This is a genomic window from Paracoccus aeridis, from assembly GCF_004923205.2.
Taxonomy (GTDB): Bacteria; Pseudomonadota; Alphaproteobacteria; order Rhodobacterales; family Rhodobacteraceae; genus Paracoccus; species Paracoccus aeridis.
Genome location: NZ_SELD02000006.1, coordinates 152,841 through 171,940 on the forward strand (window position 1 = coordinate 152,841; position 19,100 = coordinate 171,940).

16 protein-coding genes are annotated in these 19,100 nt (G+C 68.4%); 12 read left to right on the forward strand and 4 right to left on the reverse strand.

The window, feature by feature from the left end:
* The first annotated feature begins 124 nt into the window (after window positions 1-124).
* The 11 genes from glpD (at window position 125) to ELI80_RS03235 (ending at window position 13,371) form a co-directional block, all read left to right on the forward strand.
* The gene (gene glpD, locus ELI80_RS03185) at window positions 125-1,675 is read left to right on the forward strand and encodes a glycerol-3-phosphate dehydrogenase (protein WP_136649542.1); all 1,551 of its coding nucleotides are present in this window, start codon (window positions 125-127) and stop codon (window positions 1,673-1,675) included.
* On the forward strand, window positions 1,672-2,742 hold the full coding sequence (locus tag ELI80_RS03190) for an ABC transporter ATP-binding protein (RefSeq protein WP_136649543.1): 1,071 nt from the start codon (window positions 1,672-1,674) through the stop codon (window positions 2,740-2,742). The genes glpD and ELI80_RS03190 overlap by 4 nt, the downstream gene beginning before the upstream one ends.
* A gap of 12 nt (window positions 2,743-2,754) precedes the next feature.
* Window positions 2,755-3,840: an ABC transporter ATP-binding protein gene (locus ELI80_RS03195; protein ID WP_136649544.1), complete on the forward strand. Its 1,086-nt coding sequence runs from the start codon at window positions 2,755-2,757 to the stop codon at window positions 3,838-3,840.
* On the forward strand, window positions 3,840-4,706 hold the full coding sequence (locus ELI80_RS03200; RefSeq protein WP_136649545.1) for a carbohydrate ABC transporter permease: 867 nt from the start codon (window positions 3,840-3,842) through the stop codon (window positions 4,704-4,706). Before ELI80_RS03195 ends, ELI80_RS03200 begins: the two co-directional genes overlap by 1 nt.
* Window positions 4,706-5,527, forward strand: coding sequence for a carbohydrate ABC transporter permease (locus ELI80_RS03205; RefSeq protein WP_136649546.1), 822 nt, complete (start codon window positions 4,706-4,708; stop codon window positions 5,525-5,527). The genes ELI80_RS03200 and ELI80_RS03205 overlap by 1 nt, the downstream gene beginning before the upstream one ends.
* Window positions 5,527-5,910 (forward strand): DUF6463 family protein, encoded by a 384-nt coding sequence (locus ELI80_RS03210; protein ID WP_136649547.1) that lies wholly within the window; start codon window positions 5,527-5,529, stop codon window positions 5,908-5,910. The genes ELI80_RS03205 and ELI80_RS03210 overlap by 1 nt, the downstream gene beginning before the upstream one ends.
* On the forward strand, window positions 5,907-6,305 hold the full coding sequence (locus ELI80_RS03215; RefSeq protein WP_136649548.1) for a DUF2160 domain-containing protein: 399 nt from the start codon (window positions 5,907-5,909) through the stop codon (window positions 6,303-6,305). Before ELI80_RS03210 ends, ELI80_RS03215 begins: the two co-directional genes overlap by 4 nt.
* 34 nt (window positions 6,306-6,339) lie before the next feature.
* On the forward strand, window positions 6,340-8,067 hold the full coding sequence (locus ELI80_RS03220) for an ABC transporter substrate-binding protein (protein WP_136649549.1): 1,728 nt from the start codon (window positions 6,340-6,342) through the stop codon (window positions 8,065-8,067).
* A gap of 48 nt (window positions 8,068-8,115) precedes the next feature.
* Window positions 8,116-9,684: a glycerol kinase GlpK gene (glpK, locus tag ELI80_RS03225; RefSeq protein ID WP_438943048.1), complete on the forward strand. Its 1,569-nt coding sequence runs from the start codon at window positions 8,116-8,118 to the stop codon at window positions 9,682-9,684.
* A 198-nt stretch (window positions 9,685-9,882) separates the two neighbouring features.
* Complete coding sequence (locus tag ELI80_RS03230; RefSeq protein ID WP_136649551.1) at window positions 9,883-11,055, forward strand: calcium-binding protein; 1,173 nt, start codon at window positions 9,883-9,885, stop codon at window positions 11,053-11,055.
* A 135-nt stretch (window positions 11,056-11,190) separates the two neighbouring features.
* A complete protein-coding gene (locus ELI80_RS03235) occupies window positions 11,191-13,371 on the forward strand; it encodes an esterase-like activity of phytase family protein (RefSeq protein WP_136649552.1) in 2,181 nt (726 codons plus the stop codon).
* Between the two features lie 116 nt (window positions 13,372-13,487).
* Here the strand turns inward: ELI80_RS03235 and ugpC are convergent, their stop codons facing one another.
* The 4 genes from ugpC to ugpB all read right to left on the reverse strand — a co-directional run bounded on the left by ugpC (window position 13,488) and on the right by ugpB (window position 17,667).
* Window positions 13,488-14,564 carry a sn-glycerol-3-phosphate ABC transporter ATP-binding protein UgpC gene (gene ugpC / locus ELI80_RS03240; RefSeq protein WP_136649553.1) on the reverse strand — a complete coding sequence of 359 codons (1,077 nt, stop codon included), beginning with the start codon at window positions 14,562-14,564 and terminating at the stop codon, window positions 13,488-13,490.
* Entirely contained in the window at window positions 14,565-15,425 is an 861-nt protein-coding gene (ugpE, locus tag ELI80_RS03245; protein WP_136649554.1) for a sn-glycerol-3-phosphate ABC transporter permease UgpE, read from the reverse strand.
* Window positions 15,418-16,299, reverse strand: coding sequence for a sn-glycerol-3-phosphate ABC transporter permease UgpA (ugpA, locus tag ELI80_RS03250; protein WP_136649555.1), 882 nt, complete (start codon window positions 16,297-16,299; stop codon window positions 15,418-15,420). The genes ugpE and ugpA overlap by 8 nt, the downstream gene beginning before the upstream one ends.
* 72 nt (window positions 16,300-16,371) lie before the next feature.
* Window positions 16,372-17,667 (reverse strand): sn-glycerol-3-phosphate ABC transporter substrate-binding protein UgpB, encoded by a 1,296-nt coding sequence (ugpB, locus tag ELI80_RS03255; RefSeq protein WP_136649556.1) that lies wholly within the window; start codon window positions 17,665-17,667, stop codon window positions 16,372-16,374.
* Between the two features lie 511 nt (window positions 17,668-18,178).
* Between ugpB and ELI80_RS03260 the strand changes: the two genes are divergently transcribed.
* Complete coding sequence (locus ELI80_RS03260; RefSeq protein ID WP_136649557.1) at window positions 18,179-19,099, forward strand: transketolase; 921 nt, start codon at window positions 18,179-18,181, stop codon at window positions 19,097-19,099.
* Window position 19,100 lies beyond the last annotated feature (1 nt).

Here is a 19,100-nt window from a genome sequence, read left to right on the forward strand (position 1 = left end):
GCCGCAGGGAAGCGCCGCGCGCCGCGGCGGTCAAGTGAATATTCGCGCGCGCAAACGAACATCCTCGTTGACAGCCGATGCGCGCGGATGTTCGACTTGGGCGCAAGAAGGAGTTGGCGTTCCGATGTCGGCATCGACGGACCTGTTCATCATCGGCGGCGGGATCAACGGCACGGGCATCGCCCGCGACGCCGCCGGGCGCGGCCTGTCGGTGCGGCTGGCCGAACAGGGCGACCTTGCCGGCGCGACCAGCAGCGCGTCAACGAAGCTGTTCCACGGCGGGCTGCGCTATCTCGAGTTCATGGAACTGCGCCTGGTGCGCGAGGCGCTGCGCGAGCGCGAGGTCCTGCTGCGCGCCATGCCCCACATCGCCTGGCCGATGCGCTTCGTGCTGCCGCTGGATCCGCTGATGCGGTTCGAGGGCAGGACCCCGGTATCGCGGCTGATGTCGGTCGTGATGCCGTGGGCGCGGGGGCGGCGGCCGCGGCTGATGATCCGCGCGGGGCTGTTTCTCTACGACAACCTCGGCGCGCGGACGATCCTGCCGGGGACGTCGGCGCTGCGGCTGAAGGGCACGCCCGAGGGCGCGCCGCTTCAGGACCGGCTGGCGCGCGCCTACGAATATTCGGACTGCTGGGTCGACGACGCGCGGCTGGTGGTGTTGAACGCGCGCGACGCGGCGGCGCGCGGCACCGACATCATCGTCGGCGCCCGGGTCGTGGAGGCGCGGCGCGACGGCGACGGCTGGACGGTGCGGCTGGCCGACGACCGCAGTTTCCGCGCGAAGGTGCTGGTGAACGCCGCCGGTCCCTGGGTCGGCGACGTGATCCGGGACGTGGCGCACCTGCCCTCGACCGAGCGGGTGCGGCTGGTGCGGGGCAGCCACATCATCGTGCCGAAACTCTTCGACCACGCGAAGTCCTACTTCCTGCAGGGGCAGGACGGCCGGATCGTCTTCGCCATCCCCTACGAGAACGACTTCACCCTGATCGGCACCACCGACGTCGACCATACCGGCCCCGCGAACGCCGCCGTCTGCACCCCGGACGAGATCGCCTATCTGTGCCGGTTCGTGTCAGGGTATTTCCGCAGGCCCGTCACCCCGGCCGACGTGGTCCGGACCTTCTCGGGGGTGCGGCCGCTCTATGACGACGGGGCGTCGTCGGCCACGGCGGCGACGCGCGACTATGTGCTGTCTCTGGACGAGAGCGGGCCGGCGTGCCTTCACGTCTTCGGTGGCAAGATCACCACCTATCGCCGGCTGGCGGAAGCGGCGCTTGCGAAGCTGGCGCCGCACCTGCCCCACGCCGGCGGCGACTGGACCGCGGGCGTGCCCCTGCCCGGCGGCGACTTCCCGGTGGACGGCGCGCGCGCGCTGGCCGACGCACTGCGCCGCGACCATCCGTTCCTCACCCCCGGCTGGGCCAACCGCCTCGTCCGCGCCTACGGGACCGAGGCCGCCGTGATGCTGGACGGCGCGACGACCGCGCAGGACCTGGGCCGCGACTTCGGCGCCACCCTGACCGAGACGGAGCTTGCGTGGATGATGACCCGCGAGTGGGCGAAAAGCGGCGAGGACGCGCTGTGGCGGCGCTCGAAGCTGGGGCTTCACATGACACCCGACCAGGTCGCGGCGGTCGATGACTTCGTTTCCAGCAGAAGGGCCGCCGCATGACGCTGGAGCTGCGCGGCGTGACCAAGGACGTGGGCGCGGAGACGTGGATCCACCCGACCGACCTTTCGCTCGCGCCCGGCAGCATGAACGTCCTGCTGGGGCCGACGCTGGCGGGAAAGACATCGCTGATGCGCCTGATGGCAGGGCTGGACCAGCCCGCCGCAGGGCGGATCCTGTGGCAGGGGCAGGACGTGACCGGCCAGCGGGTGCAGGACCGCAAGGTGGCGATGGTCTACCAGCAATTCATCAACTACCCCTCGATGACCGTCTACGACAACATCGCCTCGCCCCTGCGGCTGCAGCGCGTGCCCCGGTCCGAGGTCGATGCCCGCGTGCGGCGCACGGCCGAGATGATGCGCCTGACCCCCCTTCTCGACCGCCGCCCGCTGGAGCTTTCGGGCGGCCAGCAGCAGCGCACGGCCCTGGCGCGCGCACTGGTCAAGGGCGCGGGGCTGGTGCTGCTGGACGAGCCGCTGGCGAACCTCGACTACAAGCTGCGCGAGGAGCTGCGGGCCGAAATCCCCCGCATCTTCGAGGCGTCGGGCGCGATCTTCGTCTATGCCACGACCGAGCCCGAGGAGGCGCTGCTTCTGGGCGGCAACACCGCGACGCTGTGGGAAGGCCGCGTCACCCAGTTCGGGCCGACGCCGCAGGTCTATCGCGCGCCGGTTGACGCGACGACCGCCCGCGTGTTCAGCGACCCGCCGATGAACTTCGCCGACGTGGCGGTGCGCGCGGGAAATGCCACCCTGGACGGCCGGTCCTGGCCCGTGGGCGCGGTCCCGGACGGCACCTACAGCGCCGGCTTCCGGGCCGCGCATCTCCGCCCGGACCCGACCGCCGGCGCGGTGCCGTTGCAGGTCGCGGTGGACGTGACCGAGATCACGGGGGCCGAGACGTTCCTTCACCTGCGCCACGGCGACGCGCGCTGGGTGGCGCTGGTGCCGGGGGTGCGGCGGATGGAGCCCGGAACGCCGCTCACGGTCTGGCTGGACCCGGCGCATGTCTATCTGTTCGACGCGGGTGGCCGGCTGGCCCGGCCCGCGCCCTACGCGGCAGCGGCCTGAAAGGGGGCGGGGATGGCACGCATCACGCTCGACAACCTCGCCCACAGCTACAACCGGCATCCGAAGGATGAATCCGACTTCGCGCTGAAGCCGATGACGCTGACCTGGCGCGACGGCGGCGCCTACGCGCTTCTGGGCAGTTCGGGCTGCGGCAAGACGACGCTTCTCAACATCATCTCGGGCCTCGTGCGACCCTCTCGCGGGCGCGTCCTGTTCGGCGACCGCGACGTGACGGACCTGCCCACGGCCGTGCGCGACATCGCGCAGGTGTTCCAGTTCCCGGTCGTCTACGACACCATGACCGTGCGCCAGAACCTCGCCTTCCCTCTCAAGAACCGGGGCGTTCCCGCGGACGAGATCGCCCGCCGCGTCGAGGGCGTGGCGCGGATGATCGGCATGGAGGAGACGCTCGACCGCCGCGCCCGCGGCCTGACCGCGGACGCCAAGCAGAAGATCAGCCTTGGCCGCGGCATGGTCCGCCACGACGTGAACGCGATCCTGTTCGACGAGCCGCTGACGGTGATCGACCCGCACATGAAGTGGGAGCTGCGGACGCAGCTGAAGGCCCTGCACCGCGAGTTCGGGCACACCATGATCTACGTCACCCACGACCAGACCGAGGCGCTGACCTTCGCCGACGAGGTCGTGGTGATGTCCGAGGGCCGCGTGGTGCAGGCGGGCACGCCGCAATCGCTGTTCGACAAGCCCGAACACACCTTCGTCGGCTACTTCATCGGCTCGCCCGGCATGAACCTGCTGGAGGCAGAGGTGGACGGCGCCACGGCCCGGGTCGCGGGCGCGACGGTGCCGCTTGCCGCGCCCTACCGGCTGAAGCCCGGCCGGGTGCAGATCGGGGTCCGCCCGGACGCCGCGCGCCTGTCGGGCGGGACCGAGGGCGTGCCGTTCCGGCTGGAACGCGTCGAGGACGTGGGCCACCACCGCATCCTGCGCGGCCGCGTGGGCGATCAGGTCTTCAACCTGCTGCAGGACGAAGGCGTGCCGATCCCCGAGGGTGCGAGCCGCGTCACGCTGGACCCGGCCCGGATCGGGGTCTTCGTCGACGACTGGCGGGTCGAGCCGCTGGAAAGGGCCGCGTGATGGAAAAGCCCGTCAACAACCGCGCCTGGTTCCTCGTCCTGCCGGTCCTCGTGCTGGTCGCCTTCTCTGCCGTGATCCCGCTGATGACCGTCGTGAACTACTCGGTGCAGGACACGTTCGGGAACAACGAGTTCTTCTGGAACGGCATCGGCTGGTTCAAGGAGGTGCTGGAAAGCGACCGCGTCCACGCGGCGCTGGGACGGCAGCTGCTGTTCTCGGCCATCATCCTCGCCATCGAGATCCCGCTGGGGATCTTCATCGCGCTGAACATGCCCAGGCGCGGGTTCTGGGCCAGCCTCTGCCTTGTCCTCATGGCGCTGCCGCTGCTGATCCCGTGGAACGTCGTCGGCACGATCTGGCAGGTGTTCGGGCGGGTGGACATCGGGCTTCTGGGCCACACGCTCGCGGCGATCGGGATCGACTACAACTACGTCAACGATCCCGTGGACGCCTGGGCCACGATCATCGTCATGGACGTCTGGCACTGGACCAGCCTCGTCGCGCTCCTGTGCTACGCCGGGCTGCAGTCCATCCCCGACGCCTACTACCAGGCCGCGCGGATCGACCAGGCGAGCCGCTGGGGCGTGTTCCGCTTCATCGAGCTGCCGAAGATGTCGGGCGTCCTGCTGATCGCGGTCCTGCTGCGGTTCATGGACAGCTTCATGATCTATACCGAGCCCTTCGTCGTCACCGGAGGCGGCCCCGGCAACGCCACCACCTTCCTGTCGATCGACCTCGTGAAAATGGCGATCGGGCAGTTCGACCTCGGCCCGGCGGCCGCGTTCAGCCTGATCTACTTCCTCGTGATCCTGCTGATCTCGTGGGTGTTCTACACCGTGATGACCGCCCAGCGGGAGGTGCCGTGATGGCGGCCGCGCGCGACGGCCGGGGCTGGGGACCGGCGATCGTCATGACGATCTACCTGCTGTTCCTGCTGGTCCCGATCTACTGGCTCGTGAACATGAGCTTCAAGACCAACGCCGAGATCACGGGCGCCGTCAGCCTGTGGCCGATGAACCCGACGCTGGACAACTACCGCGTGATCCTGACGGACCCGAGCTGGTACATGGGCTACGTCAACAGCCTGACCTACGTTGTGATGAACACGGTGATCTCGCTGGCGGTGGCGCTGCCCGCGGCCTACGCCTTCAGCCGCTACCGCTTCCTGGGCGACCGGCACCTGTTCTTCTGGCTGCTGACGAACCGCATGGCGCCGCCCGCCGTCTTCGCGCTGCCGTTCTTCCAGCTTTACTCCGCGGTCGGGCTGTTCGACACCCACGTCGCGGTGGCGCTGGCGCACTGCCTGTTCAACGTGCCGCTGGCGGTGTGGATTCTGGAAGGCTTCATGTCCGGCGTCCCGCGCGAGATCGACGAGACGGCTTACGTGGACGGCTATTCCTTCCCGCGCTTCTTCGTCCGCATCTTCATGCCGCTGATCGCAAGCGGGATCGGGGTCGCCGCGTTCTTCTGCTTCATGTTCAGCTGGGTCGAACTGCTGCTCAGCCGCACGCTGACCAGCGTCAACGCCAAGCCGATCGCCGCGACCATGACGCGGACGGTCAGCGCGTCCGGTCTTGACTGGGGGGTGCTGGCGGCGGCGGGGGTGCTGACGATCGTGCCGGGCGCGCTCGTGATCTGGTTCGTGCGGAACTACATCGCCAAGGGCTTCGGCCTGGGGAGGGTGTGATGGCGAACGGGCTGGCCGGCATCATGATGGCCGCAGTCGGCGTCTTCCACGAGGCGGCGGGGCTCTTGATCTATCGCGCCCCCCTGGCCGAGATGCTGGGGGCGGGCCTGGTCAATACCGTGCTGCCGAACCTCGACCCGGCCCATCACGGGCGCCAGGCCGCGTTCTGGTTCCTGGTGGCGGGCCCCGTCCTCGTCATGCTGGGCGCGCTCGCCACTTGGGCCGAGCGGCGGGCGGGCACCCTGCCCCGCTGGCTCGGCTGGTCGCTGCTGGTCCTGACGATCATCGGGACGGCGACGTTCCCGAACTCGGCCTTCTGGGCGCTGTTCGTGCCCGCGTTCATCCTCATCCGCGACTCGCGGCGCACGGGGGCCGCGCTATGACCCGGTCCGTCAATCTAGGCTTCGCCGCCGCGGCCCTGCTGATGCTGGGCTTCCTCAGCTGGCTCGTCAGCCTCGTCCCGGCCGAGGACGGGGTCCGGGAATGGACCGGATCGCTGAGCCCCGGCGGGTGGATGGCGTGGACCTTTCCGACCGCGCTGTTCTTCTGGGTGATCGCGGCGCTGCTGCTCACCCTCACATGGCTCGCGATTCGTTCCCCCGAAACGCCGCGGCGCGGCATCCTCGGCATCCCGACGACCCGGGGCGACCGGCTGTTCATCAGCCTGCTCGGCTCGGCCTTCGTGAACCTCGCCTGGCTCGGCTTCGGGGGATCGCCGGGCTGGGTGGGACTGGTCCTGTCACTGATCTACGCCGCGGCGGTCTTCCGCCGGGTGTGAAAGCCGGGCCGGACGGCCCATTGGGGAGGAAGACATGAAACTGCACCTGACCACCGCCATCGGCCTTGCGCTGCTGGCCACCGGCGCGCCGAACCTAGCCATGGCCGGCATGGAGGAGGCGAAGGCGTTCCTCGACAGCGAGATCGGCGAGTTGTCGTCGCTCGACCGCGCGGCCCAGGAAGCCGAGATGCAATGGTTCATCGACGCGGCCCAGCCCTTCCAGGGAATGGACATCAAGGTCGTGTCCGAGACGATCACGACCCACGAATACGAATCCAAGGTGCTCGCGCCCGCCTTCACCGCGATCACCGGCATCAAGGTCACCCACGACCTGATCGGCGAAGGGGACGTCGTCGAGAAGCTGCAGACGCAGATGCAGTCGGGCGAGAACATCTACGACGCCTACGTCAACGACAGCGACCTGATCGGCACCCACTGGCGCTACCAGCAGGCGCGCAACCTCACCGACTGGATGGCCAACGCGGGCGCGGACGTGACCTCGCCCACGCTCGACATCGACGACTTCATCGGCAAGTCGTTCACCACCGCGCCGGACAACAACCTGTACCAGCTGCCCGACCAGCAGTTCGCCAACCTCTACTGGTTCCGCAAGGACTGGTTCGACGACGAGACGAACAAGGCCGACTTCAAGGCGAAGTACGGCTACGACCTCGGCGTGCCCGTCACCTGGTCGGCCTACGAGGACATCGCCGAGTTCTTCACCGGCCGCGAGATCGACGGCAAGAAGGTCTATGGCCACATGGACTACGGCAAGAAGGACCCCAGCCTGGGCTGGCGCTTCACCGACGCGTGGCTGTCGATGGCCGGGAACGGCGACAAGGGAACCCCGAACGGTCTGCCTGTGGACGAATGGGGCATCCGCGTGGACGAGAACAGCCGCCCCGTCGGCAGCTGCGTGGCGCGCGGCGGCGACACCAACGGCCCGGCCTCGGTCTACGCGATCCAGAAATACCTCGACTGGATGAAGGCCTACGCGCCGCCGGCCGCGCAGGGCATGAACTTCAACGAAAGCGGCCCGGTGCCGGGTCAGGGCGAGATCGCCCAGCAGATGTTCACCTATACCGGCTTCACCGCCGATTTCGTGAAGCCGGGCCTGCCGGTCGTGAACGAGGACGGAACGCCCAAGTGGCGCTTCGCCCCCTCGCCCCACGGCGCCTACTGGAAGGACGGCATGAAGCTCGGCTACCAGGATGCGGGGTCGTGGACGCTGCTGAAATCGACTCCGGACGACCGCGCCAAGGCCGCCTGGCTCTACGCGCAGTTCGTGACCTCGAAGACCGTGGACGTGAAGAAAAGCCATGTCGGCCTGACCTTCATCCGCGAATCCACGATCCAGGACGACAGCTTCACCGAACGCGCCCCGATGCTGGGTGGCCTGGTCGAGTTCTACCGCTCGCCCGCCCGCCTGCAGTGGTCGCCCACGGGCACCAACGTGCCGGACTATCCGAAGCTCGCGCAGCTCTGGTGGCAGGCGATCGGCGACGCCTCGTCCGGCGCCAAGACCGCGCAGGAAGCGATGGACAGCCTGTGCGCGGAACAGGAACGCGTGATGGAGCGGCTGGAACGCGCCGGCGTCCAAGGCGACATAGGGCCGAAGCTGGCCGAGGAGCACGACCTCGCCTGGTGGAGCAACTACGCCGCCGAACACGGCAGCCTCGCCCCGCAGCCCAAGCTGGAGAACGAGGATCCGCAGCCGGAAACCGTCAGCTACGACGAGCTGGTGAAAAGCTGGCAGCAGTGATCTGATCCGATCCAGGGGGAACCCGGGCCGCCCGGGTTCCCCGTTTCCATGAACAGAGCCGCGCGAACGGGAGACAGCACCATGGCCATTCTCGCCATCGACCAGGGCACGACCTCGTCGCGCGCGGTGGTGTTTTCGGACGACGTCGCGCCGATCGCCAGCGCCCAGCAGGAGTTTCCGCAGCATTTCCCGCGATCCGGCTGGGTCGAGCACGACCCCGAGGACCTGTGGGCCACGACGGCCGCGACCGCCCGCGCGGCCATCGAGAAGGCGGGGAACCCGCCGCTCGCCGCCATCGGCATCACGAACCAGCGCGAGACGACCGTCGTCTGGGACCGCCGCACGGGCCGCGCGATCCATAACGCGATCGTCTGGCAGGACCGGCGCACCGCCGACCTGTGCGCGCGGCTGAAGGAACAGGGGCATGAGGCCGCGGTCACGAAGGCGACCGGGCTGCTGCTGGACCCGTATTTCAGCGCGACGAAAGTCGCGTGGATCCTCGACAACGTCGACGGCGCGCGGGACCTGGCGGCGCAGGGGCATCTCGCCTTCGGGACCGTCGACAGCTTCCTGATCTGGCGTCTCACCGGCGGGCGGGCGCACGTGACCGACGCGACCAACGCCTCGCGCACGATGCTCTACGACATCCGCAAGGGCGCGTGGTCGGACGATCTGTGCGCGCTGTTCGGCGTGCCGCGGTCCATGCTGCCCGAGGTCAGGGACAGCGCCGCCGAGTTCGGCATGACCCGCGCCGACCTGTTCGGGCGCGAGATCCCGATCCTGGGCGTCGCGGGCGACCAGCAGGCCGCGACCGTCGGCCAGGCCTGCTTTGCGCCCGGCATGATCAAGGCCACCTACGGGACGGGCTGCTTCGCGCTTCTGAACACGGGCGACACGGCCGTGGAGTCGAAGAACCGGCTGCTCACCACCATCGCCTATCAGCTCGACGGCAAGCCCACCTATGCGCTCGAGGGATCGATCTTCGTCGCCGGGGCCGTGGTCCAGTGGCTGCGCGACGGGCTGGGGCTCATCCGCAAGGCGTCCGAAACAGCGGCGCTCGCCGCCCGCGCGGATGCCGCGCAGCAGGTCATCATGGTCCCCGCCTTCACCGGCCTCGGCGCGCCATGGTGGGAACCCGAGGCGCGCGGCGCGATCTTCGGCCTGACCCGCGCCACAGGGCCGGCCGAGTTCGCCCGCGCCGCGCTGGAAAGCGTGGCGTTCCAGACCCGCGACCTGACCCTTGCGATGCAGCGCGACTGGCCCTCGCTCGGCGAATCGGTGCTGCGGGTCGACGGCGGGATGACCGCGTCGGACCCGGCGATGCAGGCGCTGGCCGACATCCTCGGCGCGCCGGTGGACCGGCCCGTGGACCCCGAAAGCACCGTGCGCGGCGCGGCCTGGCTTGCCGCCCGAAAGGCCGGGCTGCGCGCCGGCCCCGACGTGGGCGACGGCGCCGACGCCGGCTGGCAGCGCGACGCGCGGTTCGAGCCGCAGATGGACCGGGCCACGCGCGATGCCCGCCACGCGCGCTGGACCCGCGCCGTCCGGGCGGTCATCGCCATGCACGACGACAGCGAGGTTCAACCGCCAAGCGCCGGACACCCCGCAGGGGCTTAACCGCAGGCTGTAATTCTGCAGTTTTCCGCCAGCGTTTTCCGCAGCTTGGCTGAAACGCGCCGACGATTCATCACGGTCGTGAACAAGCAGGCCGGCCGGTGCTAGGCATCCGTCGCTCGCGCCTCTGCCCTACGCGGAGAACGCATCGAAGACGCGGTCTGAAGCCGCGCAACAACGTCATGGAACGAGGGACAGACGATGCCGACAGACAGGAACGACGTGATCAGGGGGCCCTTCAATGGCAGGGTCGTCGATGCGCTTGGCGGCGACGACCTGCTGTACTGGGGTCCGGCCGACGGCAACGCCACGCTGCGCGGCGGCGACCGGCTGGAGAGCTACGATCCCAACCCCTACAACGCGGGCAATCCGGGCGGGGACCGGCTGTATCTCACCGGCACGCAGGGGATGAACGTCCGCCTGCTCACCACCGAAAGCGGGACCGCCACGACGGGTGGCCGGACCCTGACCTTCTCGGGGATCGAGCGCCTGCACGGCTCGGACGGCAACGACACCATCTCGGCCGCCGGCGCCACGACCGCCCCGGCCCACGACCGGACGGCGCAGCACGGCGTGTCCATCTACGGCGGCGCGGGCCATGACCGGATCACCGGATCGGGCATCGCCGACGTCCTGGACGGCGGCAGCGGCAACGACACCATCTGGGCAGGCGCCGGGGACGATTTCATCCAGTCGAGCACCGGCAACGACCTGATCTACGGCCAGGCGGGGAACGAGAACATCCGCTGGGGCCTCGGCAACAACGTGGCCGCCGGCAACGACACCATCTATGGCGGCGAGGCCGGCGAGGGCATCGGCGACCTCATCAACATCTGGGGCGTGAACGGCGACTTCCGCACCGGCGTGCGCGTCACCTTCGACGGTGCCGAAAGCGGCACCGCCACCTCGACCATGGGCGGCGTGACGAGCACGCTGCGCTTCTTCGAGTTCGAGAATGCGTGGTCGCACGAAGGCAACGACGTCGTGTCGGCCGCCAGCGCCAGCATCGGCGCCAGCCGGCAGGGCATCCACTTCAACACCCGCTGGGGCAACGACATCCTGCACGGGTCGAGCGGCAACGACACGCTGGAAGGCGGCGCGGGCAGCGACACCATCACCGGCGGGCGCGGCAACGACCTGATCTCGGCCAACGCGGACTATTACAACCTGCGCGCGCCGGGCGACGACGTGCGCGACACGCTGGTCTTCGCGCGGGGCGATGGCGCCGACACGGTGCTGGGCTTCGACACCGGCGTCGACGTGCTGCAGCTCGGCGGGCGGAGCTATCGCGCGACCGAGGTCGCTGGCGGAACGCTGCTGGACCTCGGCAACGGCGACCGCATCCTGCTGAGCGACGTGTTCGACTTCATCTGACAGCGGCGCCGGGCGCGGCGGCCCGTCCGCCGCGCCCTTTGCCCCTGCGACTGTCGCCGAAACGTTTCATGCCTGTCACGCGGCTGTCGCGGGCGGCGGGGACAACGCCTCGACCCGATTGGCGAGGAAGCCCCCATGAAACTGCCCCTGACCTTCTGTTCCGTCCTGGCGCTGGTCGCCGCCGCCCCGGCGCTGGCCGCGCCCACGTTCAACCGCGTGGCCTCGTTCCCGACCGTCGCCAACATGGCCGCGGGCGAGGATACCGCGCGCGAGACCTCGGCCGAGATCATGACCGCGACCGAGGACGGCAGCACGCTGATCTATTCCGACAGCCCGCTGGGCGTGATCGGCCGCATCGACATCACCGATCCCCTCGCGCCGAAGCCGCTCGGCAACATCGACATGGACGGCGAGCCGACCACCACCGTGGTCGCGGGCAACACCGCCTTCGTGGGCGTGAACACGTCGGAATCGTTCACCGAGCCTTCGGGCGCGCTGCGGACGGTGGACCTTGGCACCGGCACCGTCACCGAAAGCTGCGACCTGGGCGGCCAGCCGGACGCGGTCGCGAGGAACGCGGACGGATCGCTTCTGGCGGTCGCGATCGAGAACGAGCGCGACGAGGACGTGAACGACGGCGCCCTGCCCCAGATGCCGGCCGGGTTCGTGGTCACGGTCCCGGTGCGTGACGGCAGGGCGGACTGCGCCGGGCTGACCCGCATCGACCTGACGGGCCTCGCCGAGATCGGGGCCGAGGATCCCGAGCCCGAATACCTGGCGTTCAACGACGCGGGCGAGATCGTCGTCACGCTGCAGGAAAACAACCACATCGTGGTGATCGGCGCCGACGGCAAGGTCGCGTCCCATTTCAGCGCCGGCGCGGTCGACCTGACCGGCATCGACACGGAAGACGACGGCAGGTTCGACTTCACGGGCGAGCAGAAGGGCCGCCTGCGCGAGCCGGACGCGGTTGCCTGGATTGACGGGGACCACTTCGTCACCGCGAACGAAGGCGACTGGAACGGCGGCGCGCGCGGCTTCACCGTCTGGAACAGGGACGGCACGGTGGTCTACGAGGACGGCGGCAGGTTCGAGCAGACGATCGTCGCGACCGGCCACTATCCCGACGGCCGGTCCGACAACAAGGGCGTCGAGCCCGAGGCGGTGATCGTGTCCGACTGGAACGGCACGCCGCTGATGTTTGTCGCGTCCGAACGCGCCAGCATCGTCGGCGTCTACGACATGACGGACCCGGCGGAACCGAAGCAGCTGCAACTGCTGCCGTCCGGCATCGGCCCGGAAGGGCTGGTCGCCATTCCCCGGCGCGGCCTGTTCGCCACCGCGAACGAGACCGACCTGGGCGAGGACGGCGCCGCGCGCGCCCACGTCATGCTGTTCCAGGCGGGCGACGCCCCGGCGGCATGGCCCACGATCACGTCGGAAGGCGCCAGCGACGGCGATGGCGACGGCGACGGCCCGCTCGGCTGGGGCGCCCTGTCCGGCCTGACGGTGGATCCCGCGAACCCGGCGCGGCTGTTCGCCGTCAGCGACAGCGCCTTCGACGCGATGCCCTCGATCTACAGCATCGACGCGGGCCAGACCCTGGCCCGCATCACCGCCCGCATGACCGTCACCCGCGACGGCAAGCCCGCGGGGAAGCTGGACCTCGAAGGGATAGCGGCGGACGGCGAGGGCGGCTTCTGGCTCGCGTCCGAGGGCGACGCCGAGAAGGAGGTCCCGCACGCCGTTCTCCACGTTGACGGCACCGGTGCGATCACGCAGGAATTCCCCCTGCCCGATGCGCTGGCCGTTGACGCCACCCGCTTCGGCTTCGAAGGCGTGGCGCTGGTCGACGGCAAGCTGTGGCTCGCCGTGCAGCGCGAGTGGAAGGACGATCCCGAGGGACGGACGAAGCTTCTGCGGCTGGACCCCACGACGGGCGACTGGGCGGGCGTCCGCTATCCGCTGGAAAGCGGCGACGGCTGGGTCGGGCTGTCGGAGATCGCGGCGCATGGCGGCGACCTCTACCTCCTCGAACGGGACAACCTGATCGGGGATCTGGCGGCGCTGAAGCAGATCACGCGGGTGAGCCTTGCGGACATCGAGCCCGCGGCGCTCGGTGGCGACCTGCCGGTGGTCGAAAAGAAGGTCGTCCGCGACCTGATCCCCGACCTGAAGGCGGCTGGCGGCTATGTCGTTGACAAGGTCGAGGGCATGGCCATCGCGCCGGACGGAACCGTCCATGTCGTCACCGACAACGACGGCACCGACGACAGCTCGGGCGAGACGCTCTACTGGACGTTCAAGCTGCCGTAAGCGGCCCCTGTCCGGAACCGGGAACGGCGCTGAGAGATGCGCCGTTTTCCGTCTCGCGATCATCCGCGCAAAGGTTGCACGCCCGGCTGCGTGTCCCACGGCGCGCCGGGCCTAGGTCAGGCGCCCCGGGCCGGCTCGAAGCGCCTGCCGGTCTCGACGGAGAACAGATGCAGGCGGCTTTCGTGGGGCAGGACGCCCAGGCGATCACCGCGCTTCGCCGCAGAGTTGCCCGGCAGTCTGACGGTCATCGGGACGTCCGTGCCCTCGATCACGCCATAGCCGAACGCATCCGCCCCCAGGCGTTCGAGCGAGCGCAGCTCGACCGGGATCGCGCCCTCCGTGGCCCCGGCAAGCCGCAGGTCCTCGGGCCGCAGGCCCAGCCGAAACTGGCCCCCGGCGGGCAGGCCCGGCAGGGACAGGCGCCGACCGCCCGGAAGGATCGCCGCACCGTCGCCGACGCTTACGGTCAGGATGTTCATGGCGGGCGATCCGATGAACCCGGCCACGAACTCGCTCGCCGGGCGCTCATAGACTTCGAGCGGCGTCCCGATCTGGTCGGCGATCCCGCTGTTCATCACGATCAGCCGGTCGGCCAGCGTCATCGCCTCGACCTGATCGTGGGTCACGTACAGCGTCGTCTGCCCGGTCCGCAGGTGCATGTCCTTGATCTGCAGGCGCATCTGCAGCCGCAGCTTGGCGTCGAGGTTCGACAGCGGCTCGTCCAGCAGAAAGGCCGCCGGCTCGCGCACCAGGGCCCGGCCCATGGCCACCCGCTGGCGCTGGCCGCCGGAAAGCGCGCGCGGCTTGCGGTCTAGGTACGGCTCGAGCTCCAGCATCTTCGCCGCGCGGGCGAGGCGTTGATCGATCTCGGCCCTGGGCAGCTTCGCGATCTTCAGCCCGTAGACCATGTTCTCGCGCACGGTCATGTGCGGGTAGAGCGCGTAGTTCTGGAAGACCATGGCGATGTTGCGGTCGCGCGGTTCCAGCGCGTTGACGACCTTGCCGCCGATCTCGATCGTGCCCGACGAGATCCCCTCCAGCCCGGCCACCATCCGCAAAAGCGTGGACTTGCCGCAACCGGACGGACCCACGATCACGACGAACTCGCCGTCGGCGATGTCCATCGTGATGCCGTGGATGACCTCCTGCCGGTCATAGGTCTTGCGGACGTCATTCAGCAGGATGCGGGCCATTCACTTCTCCGTCTCGACAAGGCCCTTCACGAACCAGCGTTGCATCAGCACGACGACAAGAAGCGGCGGCAGGATCGCAAGGACCGAGGTGACCATGACAAGGTTCCAGGGGGTCTCGGCATCGGCGAAGGAGATCATCTTCCTCAGCGCGATGACGATGGTGTTCATTTCGTTAGAGTTGGTGACCAGCAGCGGCCACAGGTACTGGGTCCAGCCGTAGATGAACTGGATCACGAAGATCGCCGCGACGTTGGTGAGCGACAGCGGCCACAGGATGTCCCGGAAGAAGCGCCAGGGCCCTGCCCCGTCGACGCGCGCGGCCTCCAGCAGTTCGTCCGGGATGGTCATGAAGAACTGCCGGAACAGCAGCGTCGCGGTGGCCGAGGCGATCAGCGGCAGGATCAGCCCCGCATAGGTGTCGATCAGCCCCAGGTCGACCATGACCTTGTAGGTCGGCTGGATGCGCACCTCGACCGGCAGCATCAGCGTGATGAAGATCAGCCAGAAGGCGGCCATCCGCAGCGGGAAGCGGAAGAACACGATCGCATAGGCCGAGGCCATGCTGATCGCGATCTTGCCCACCGCGATGCCGACCGCGATCAGCGCCGTGTTGCCGAGCAGCCGCCACAGGCTGACGCCGCCGATCCGGTCGATCCCGCCCGAGAACGCATCACGGTAGTTCGCTACCCCCTCGGGCCCGGGGAGAAGCGGCAGCGGCGGTCGCAGGATCGTCTGGGTCGAGTGGGTCGAGGCGATGAACACGTAGTAGACCGGAAAGACCACCACGAAGACCCCGAGGATCATCCACAGATGGCCCCAGATCCGCGTCGCGCCGCGCGGCGCCAGGGGACTTTCAGCCATAGTGCACACGACGCTCGATGTAGCGGAACTGGAAGGCGGTCAGCGCGATCACGATCACCATCAGGATCACCGACTGGGCCGCGGAATCGCCCATGTTCAGGTTCACGAAGCCGTCGTTGTAGACCTTGTAGACCAGCGTCTCGGTCGCCTTGCCCGGACCGCCACCCGTCACGGCGTGGATGATCCCGAAGGTGTCGAACAGCGCATAGACCGTGTTGACGACCAGCAGGAAGAACGTCGTGGGAGCAAGCAGCGGGAACACGATCGTCCAGAAGGCGTGCCGCCGGCTCGCGCCGTCGATGGCCGCGGCTTCGAGCAGCGAGCGGGGGATCGCCTGCAGGCCCGCGACGAAGAACAGGAAATTGTAGCTGATCTGCTTCCACGTCGCCGCGGCCACGACAAGGATCATGGCATGGCTGGAATTGAGCAGCGGGTTCCAGTTGATGCCCATCTGCCGCAACGGCCAGGCCAGCGTGCCGAAGCTGGGATTGAACATGAACAGCCACAGCATCCCGGCGATGGCCGTCGCGACCGCGTAGGGCCAGATCATCAGCGTGCGATAGACGCCCCTGCCCCGGACGATCTTCTCGGCCTGCACCGCAAGGAACAGGGCGATGACCATGGGCAGGAACGCGACGAACAGCGAGAAGACCACCGTCACCTGCAGCGCGTTCAGATAGCTCGGATCGCTGAGGACGCGCCGGAAGTTGGCCAGCCCCACGAAGGTGGAGCTGAGCCCGAACGGGTCCTCGCGCAGCGTGGACTGGCGGAACGCCTGCCCTGCCGGCCAGTAGAAGAAGATCAGGGTGACGGCCAGCTGCGGCGCAAGCAGCAGCCACGGCAGGACCTTGTGGGGAAAGACGGTTCTTTGCATCCAGGGGGCGCTCTTGACGGAAAACGGACGCGGACGGGCACCGGGCCCGTCCGCACCAAGAAGGGGATGCCGTCAGCCGCCCGCAGCCTCCTTGATCGCGGCGTTGCCGCGCGTCACCGCGTTCTTCAGCGCCTCTTCCGCGGTCTGCTGGCCGGCCAGCATCTTCTCGTATTCCTCGTTCTGGATGTCGCGAAGCTGCGGCAGGTTGGGCGCGCGCACGCCCTTGGAGTTCTCGGTCGGCGGCTTGCCCGACATTTGCAGGATCGGCGTCTCGCGTCCCGGGTTCTCGTCATAGAAGCCCGAGGACTTCGTCGCCTCGTACGCGGCCATCGTCACCGGCAGGTAGCCCGACTGCTCGTGCAGGTACTTCTGCACCTCGGTCTGCGACAGATAGTCGAAGAACGTCGCGACGCCCTTGTAGACCTCGTCCGACTTGCCCGCCATCACCCACAGCGAGGCGCCGCCGGGGGTGGTGTTCTGGGGGGCGCCCTCGGCCGTCTCGTCGTAGGGCAGCTTGCCGATGCCGTAGTTCATCCCCGACTTGACCACGTCGCCAAGGCCGCCCGAGCTTTCGGTCAGGATGCCGCATTCGCCCGAGGTGAAGTTCTGCTTCGCTTCCGACGTCCGGCCGCCATAGACCAAGACGCCTTCCTTGGCGAGGTCGGCGATTTCCTGGAAATGCTTGACGAACAGCGGCGCGTCGATCTTCAGCTCCGGGGTGCCGGCCAGGCCGTTCTCGTTGGTGGCCCACGGCACGTTGTTCCAGGCGGCGAAGTTCTCGGTGTGGATCCAGGTCAGCCAGGTCGAGGTGTAGCCGCAGGTCGCGGCGCCGCTTTCCTTGATCTTGCGGGCGGCGGCCCACACTTCGGCCCAGGTCTGCGGCGGCGCGTTCACGTCCAGCCCGGCCTTCTCGAAGATGTCCTTGTTGTAGTACAGGATCGGCGACGACGAGTTGTACGGGAACGACAGCATCTCGCCTTCGGGGGTCGAGTAGTAGCCCACGATCCCCGGCAGGTACTGGCTCTTGTCGAAGGTGAAGCCGCCCTCGGCCAGCACCTCGGCCACGGGCTTGATGGCGCCGCCCGCGCCCATCATCACGCCGGTTCCCACGTCGAAGACCTGCATGATGTCGGGGGCCTGACCGGCGCGGAACGCGGCGATGCCGGCGTTCAGTGTTTCGGGATAGGTGCCCTTGAAGACCGGCTTGACGACATAGTCGGACTGGCTGGCGTTGAAGTCGCCGGCGATCTTCTCGACCACCTCGGCATTCGCGCCGGTCATGGCGTGCCACCACGAAATCTCGGTCTGCGCCTGTGCGGCGAATGGCATGGCGGCAAAGCCGCAGAGCCAGAGGCTTGTCAGTTTCATCAGGTACTCTCCCTCTTGCGGCGTGCCTGCATGGGCATTCACCGCGACTACCGCGTCGATCCAGCGCCTGACCGTGCCTGCCCCTGGCCCGCGCCCGATTAACCCGAGCGCTACCGCCCGAGTCAATTCTTGTCGCAGGGGTCATTCAGCAATTGCTTAACACCCCGGGTGCCTGCGGCATCCGGCGACGCTGAATCGTGCGGGTCCATGGATAGGCGCGGGTCGTTGCAGTTGCATGACAATCGCGCGCGACCTCGGCCGGGCGGGCCGGACGTTGTTGTTGCATGACCCGCCGAGGCCCGATCCGGCAATGCTCACTCGTTTGAAATCGTGCGCGGCGGCAACCAGTCCTCGGGCTGTTATATCCACGTTTTAAGCAATGAAGATGAACCGTTGCCTTCCAGCGCTACTGCGCTCACAAAGACTAGTTTTCGACACATGTCACCATGCGTTGACTTATGCCATGCGCTTGCGCAAAGATGCTTCCTGAACCTTGAGGGGAGCGCGCCCCGTGAGAAACAGCAAGACGGTGGAAGAGATCGCGGCCGGCATCCGCCGCCGGGTGTTCGAGCACACTATCCGCAACAATGGGGGGTATCTCAGTCAGGCGTGCTCGGCTGCCGAGCAGCTGGCGTTCCTTTACGGCGAGGCGCTGACACTTGGCGCGCCGACACTGCCGATGGTGCCACGGCCGTTCGCTGGCGTACCCTCGGCCGGAAACCCCGACTACGTCACCGGCGCGGGCTATAACGGCCCCGCGGCGCCCGGGTTCGACCGGCTCTTCATCGCGCCTGCGCATTATGCGCTGGTTGCCTATGCCACGCTGATCGAGACCGGTCGCATGGCGCCCGAGGCGCTGGAACAGTTCAACCGCGACGGATCTTCAGTCGAGATGATCGGGGCAGAGCATTCACCGGGGATGGAGGTCCACAACGGCACCCTCGGCATCGGGCTTTCAACGGGGGCCGGGCTCGCTTGGGGGCGCAAGCGCAAGGGCGAGGCGGGGCGCGTCTGCGTCTTCATGTCGGACGGAGAGGTGCAGGAGGGGCAGACCTGGGAGGCCGTGCAGGCGGCCGTCCATCACCGCATCGACAATTTGTGGGCGCTGATGGACGTCAATCGCCAGCAGTGCGACGGCGCGATGGACAGCGTGATGGACGTGGGTGACATCTCGGGCAAGCTGCGCGCCTTCGGCGCCGTGGTCGCGGAATGCGACGCCCACGACGTGGCCGCGCTGCGCGAAGCGGCGGCGACCCCGCACGAGGGCCGGCCGCTGGTCATCCTCGCGCACTCCTCGCCGTTCCACGGCATGGACCACCTCAGCGCGCGAATGCCACGGTTGCATTACGTCCGCTTCAAGTCCCATGCCGAGCGGGACGAGGCCAACCACGCCATCGCCGCCCAACTGGGCATTCCGCCGGTGGAGATCTGAG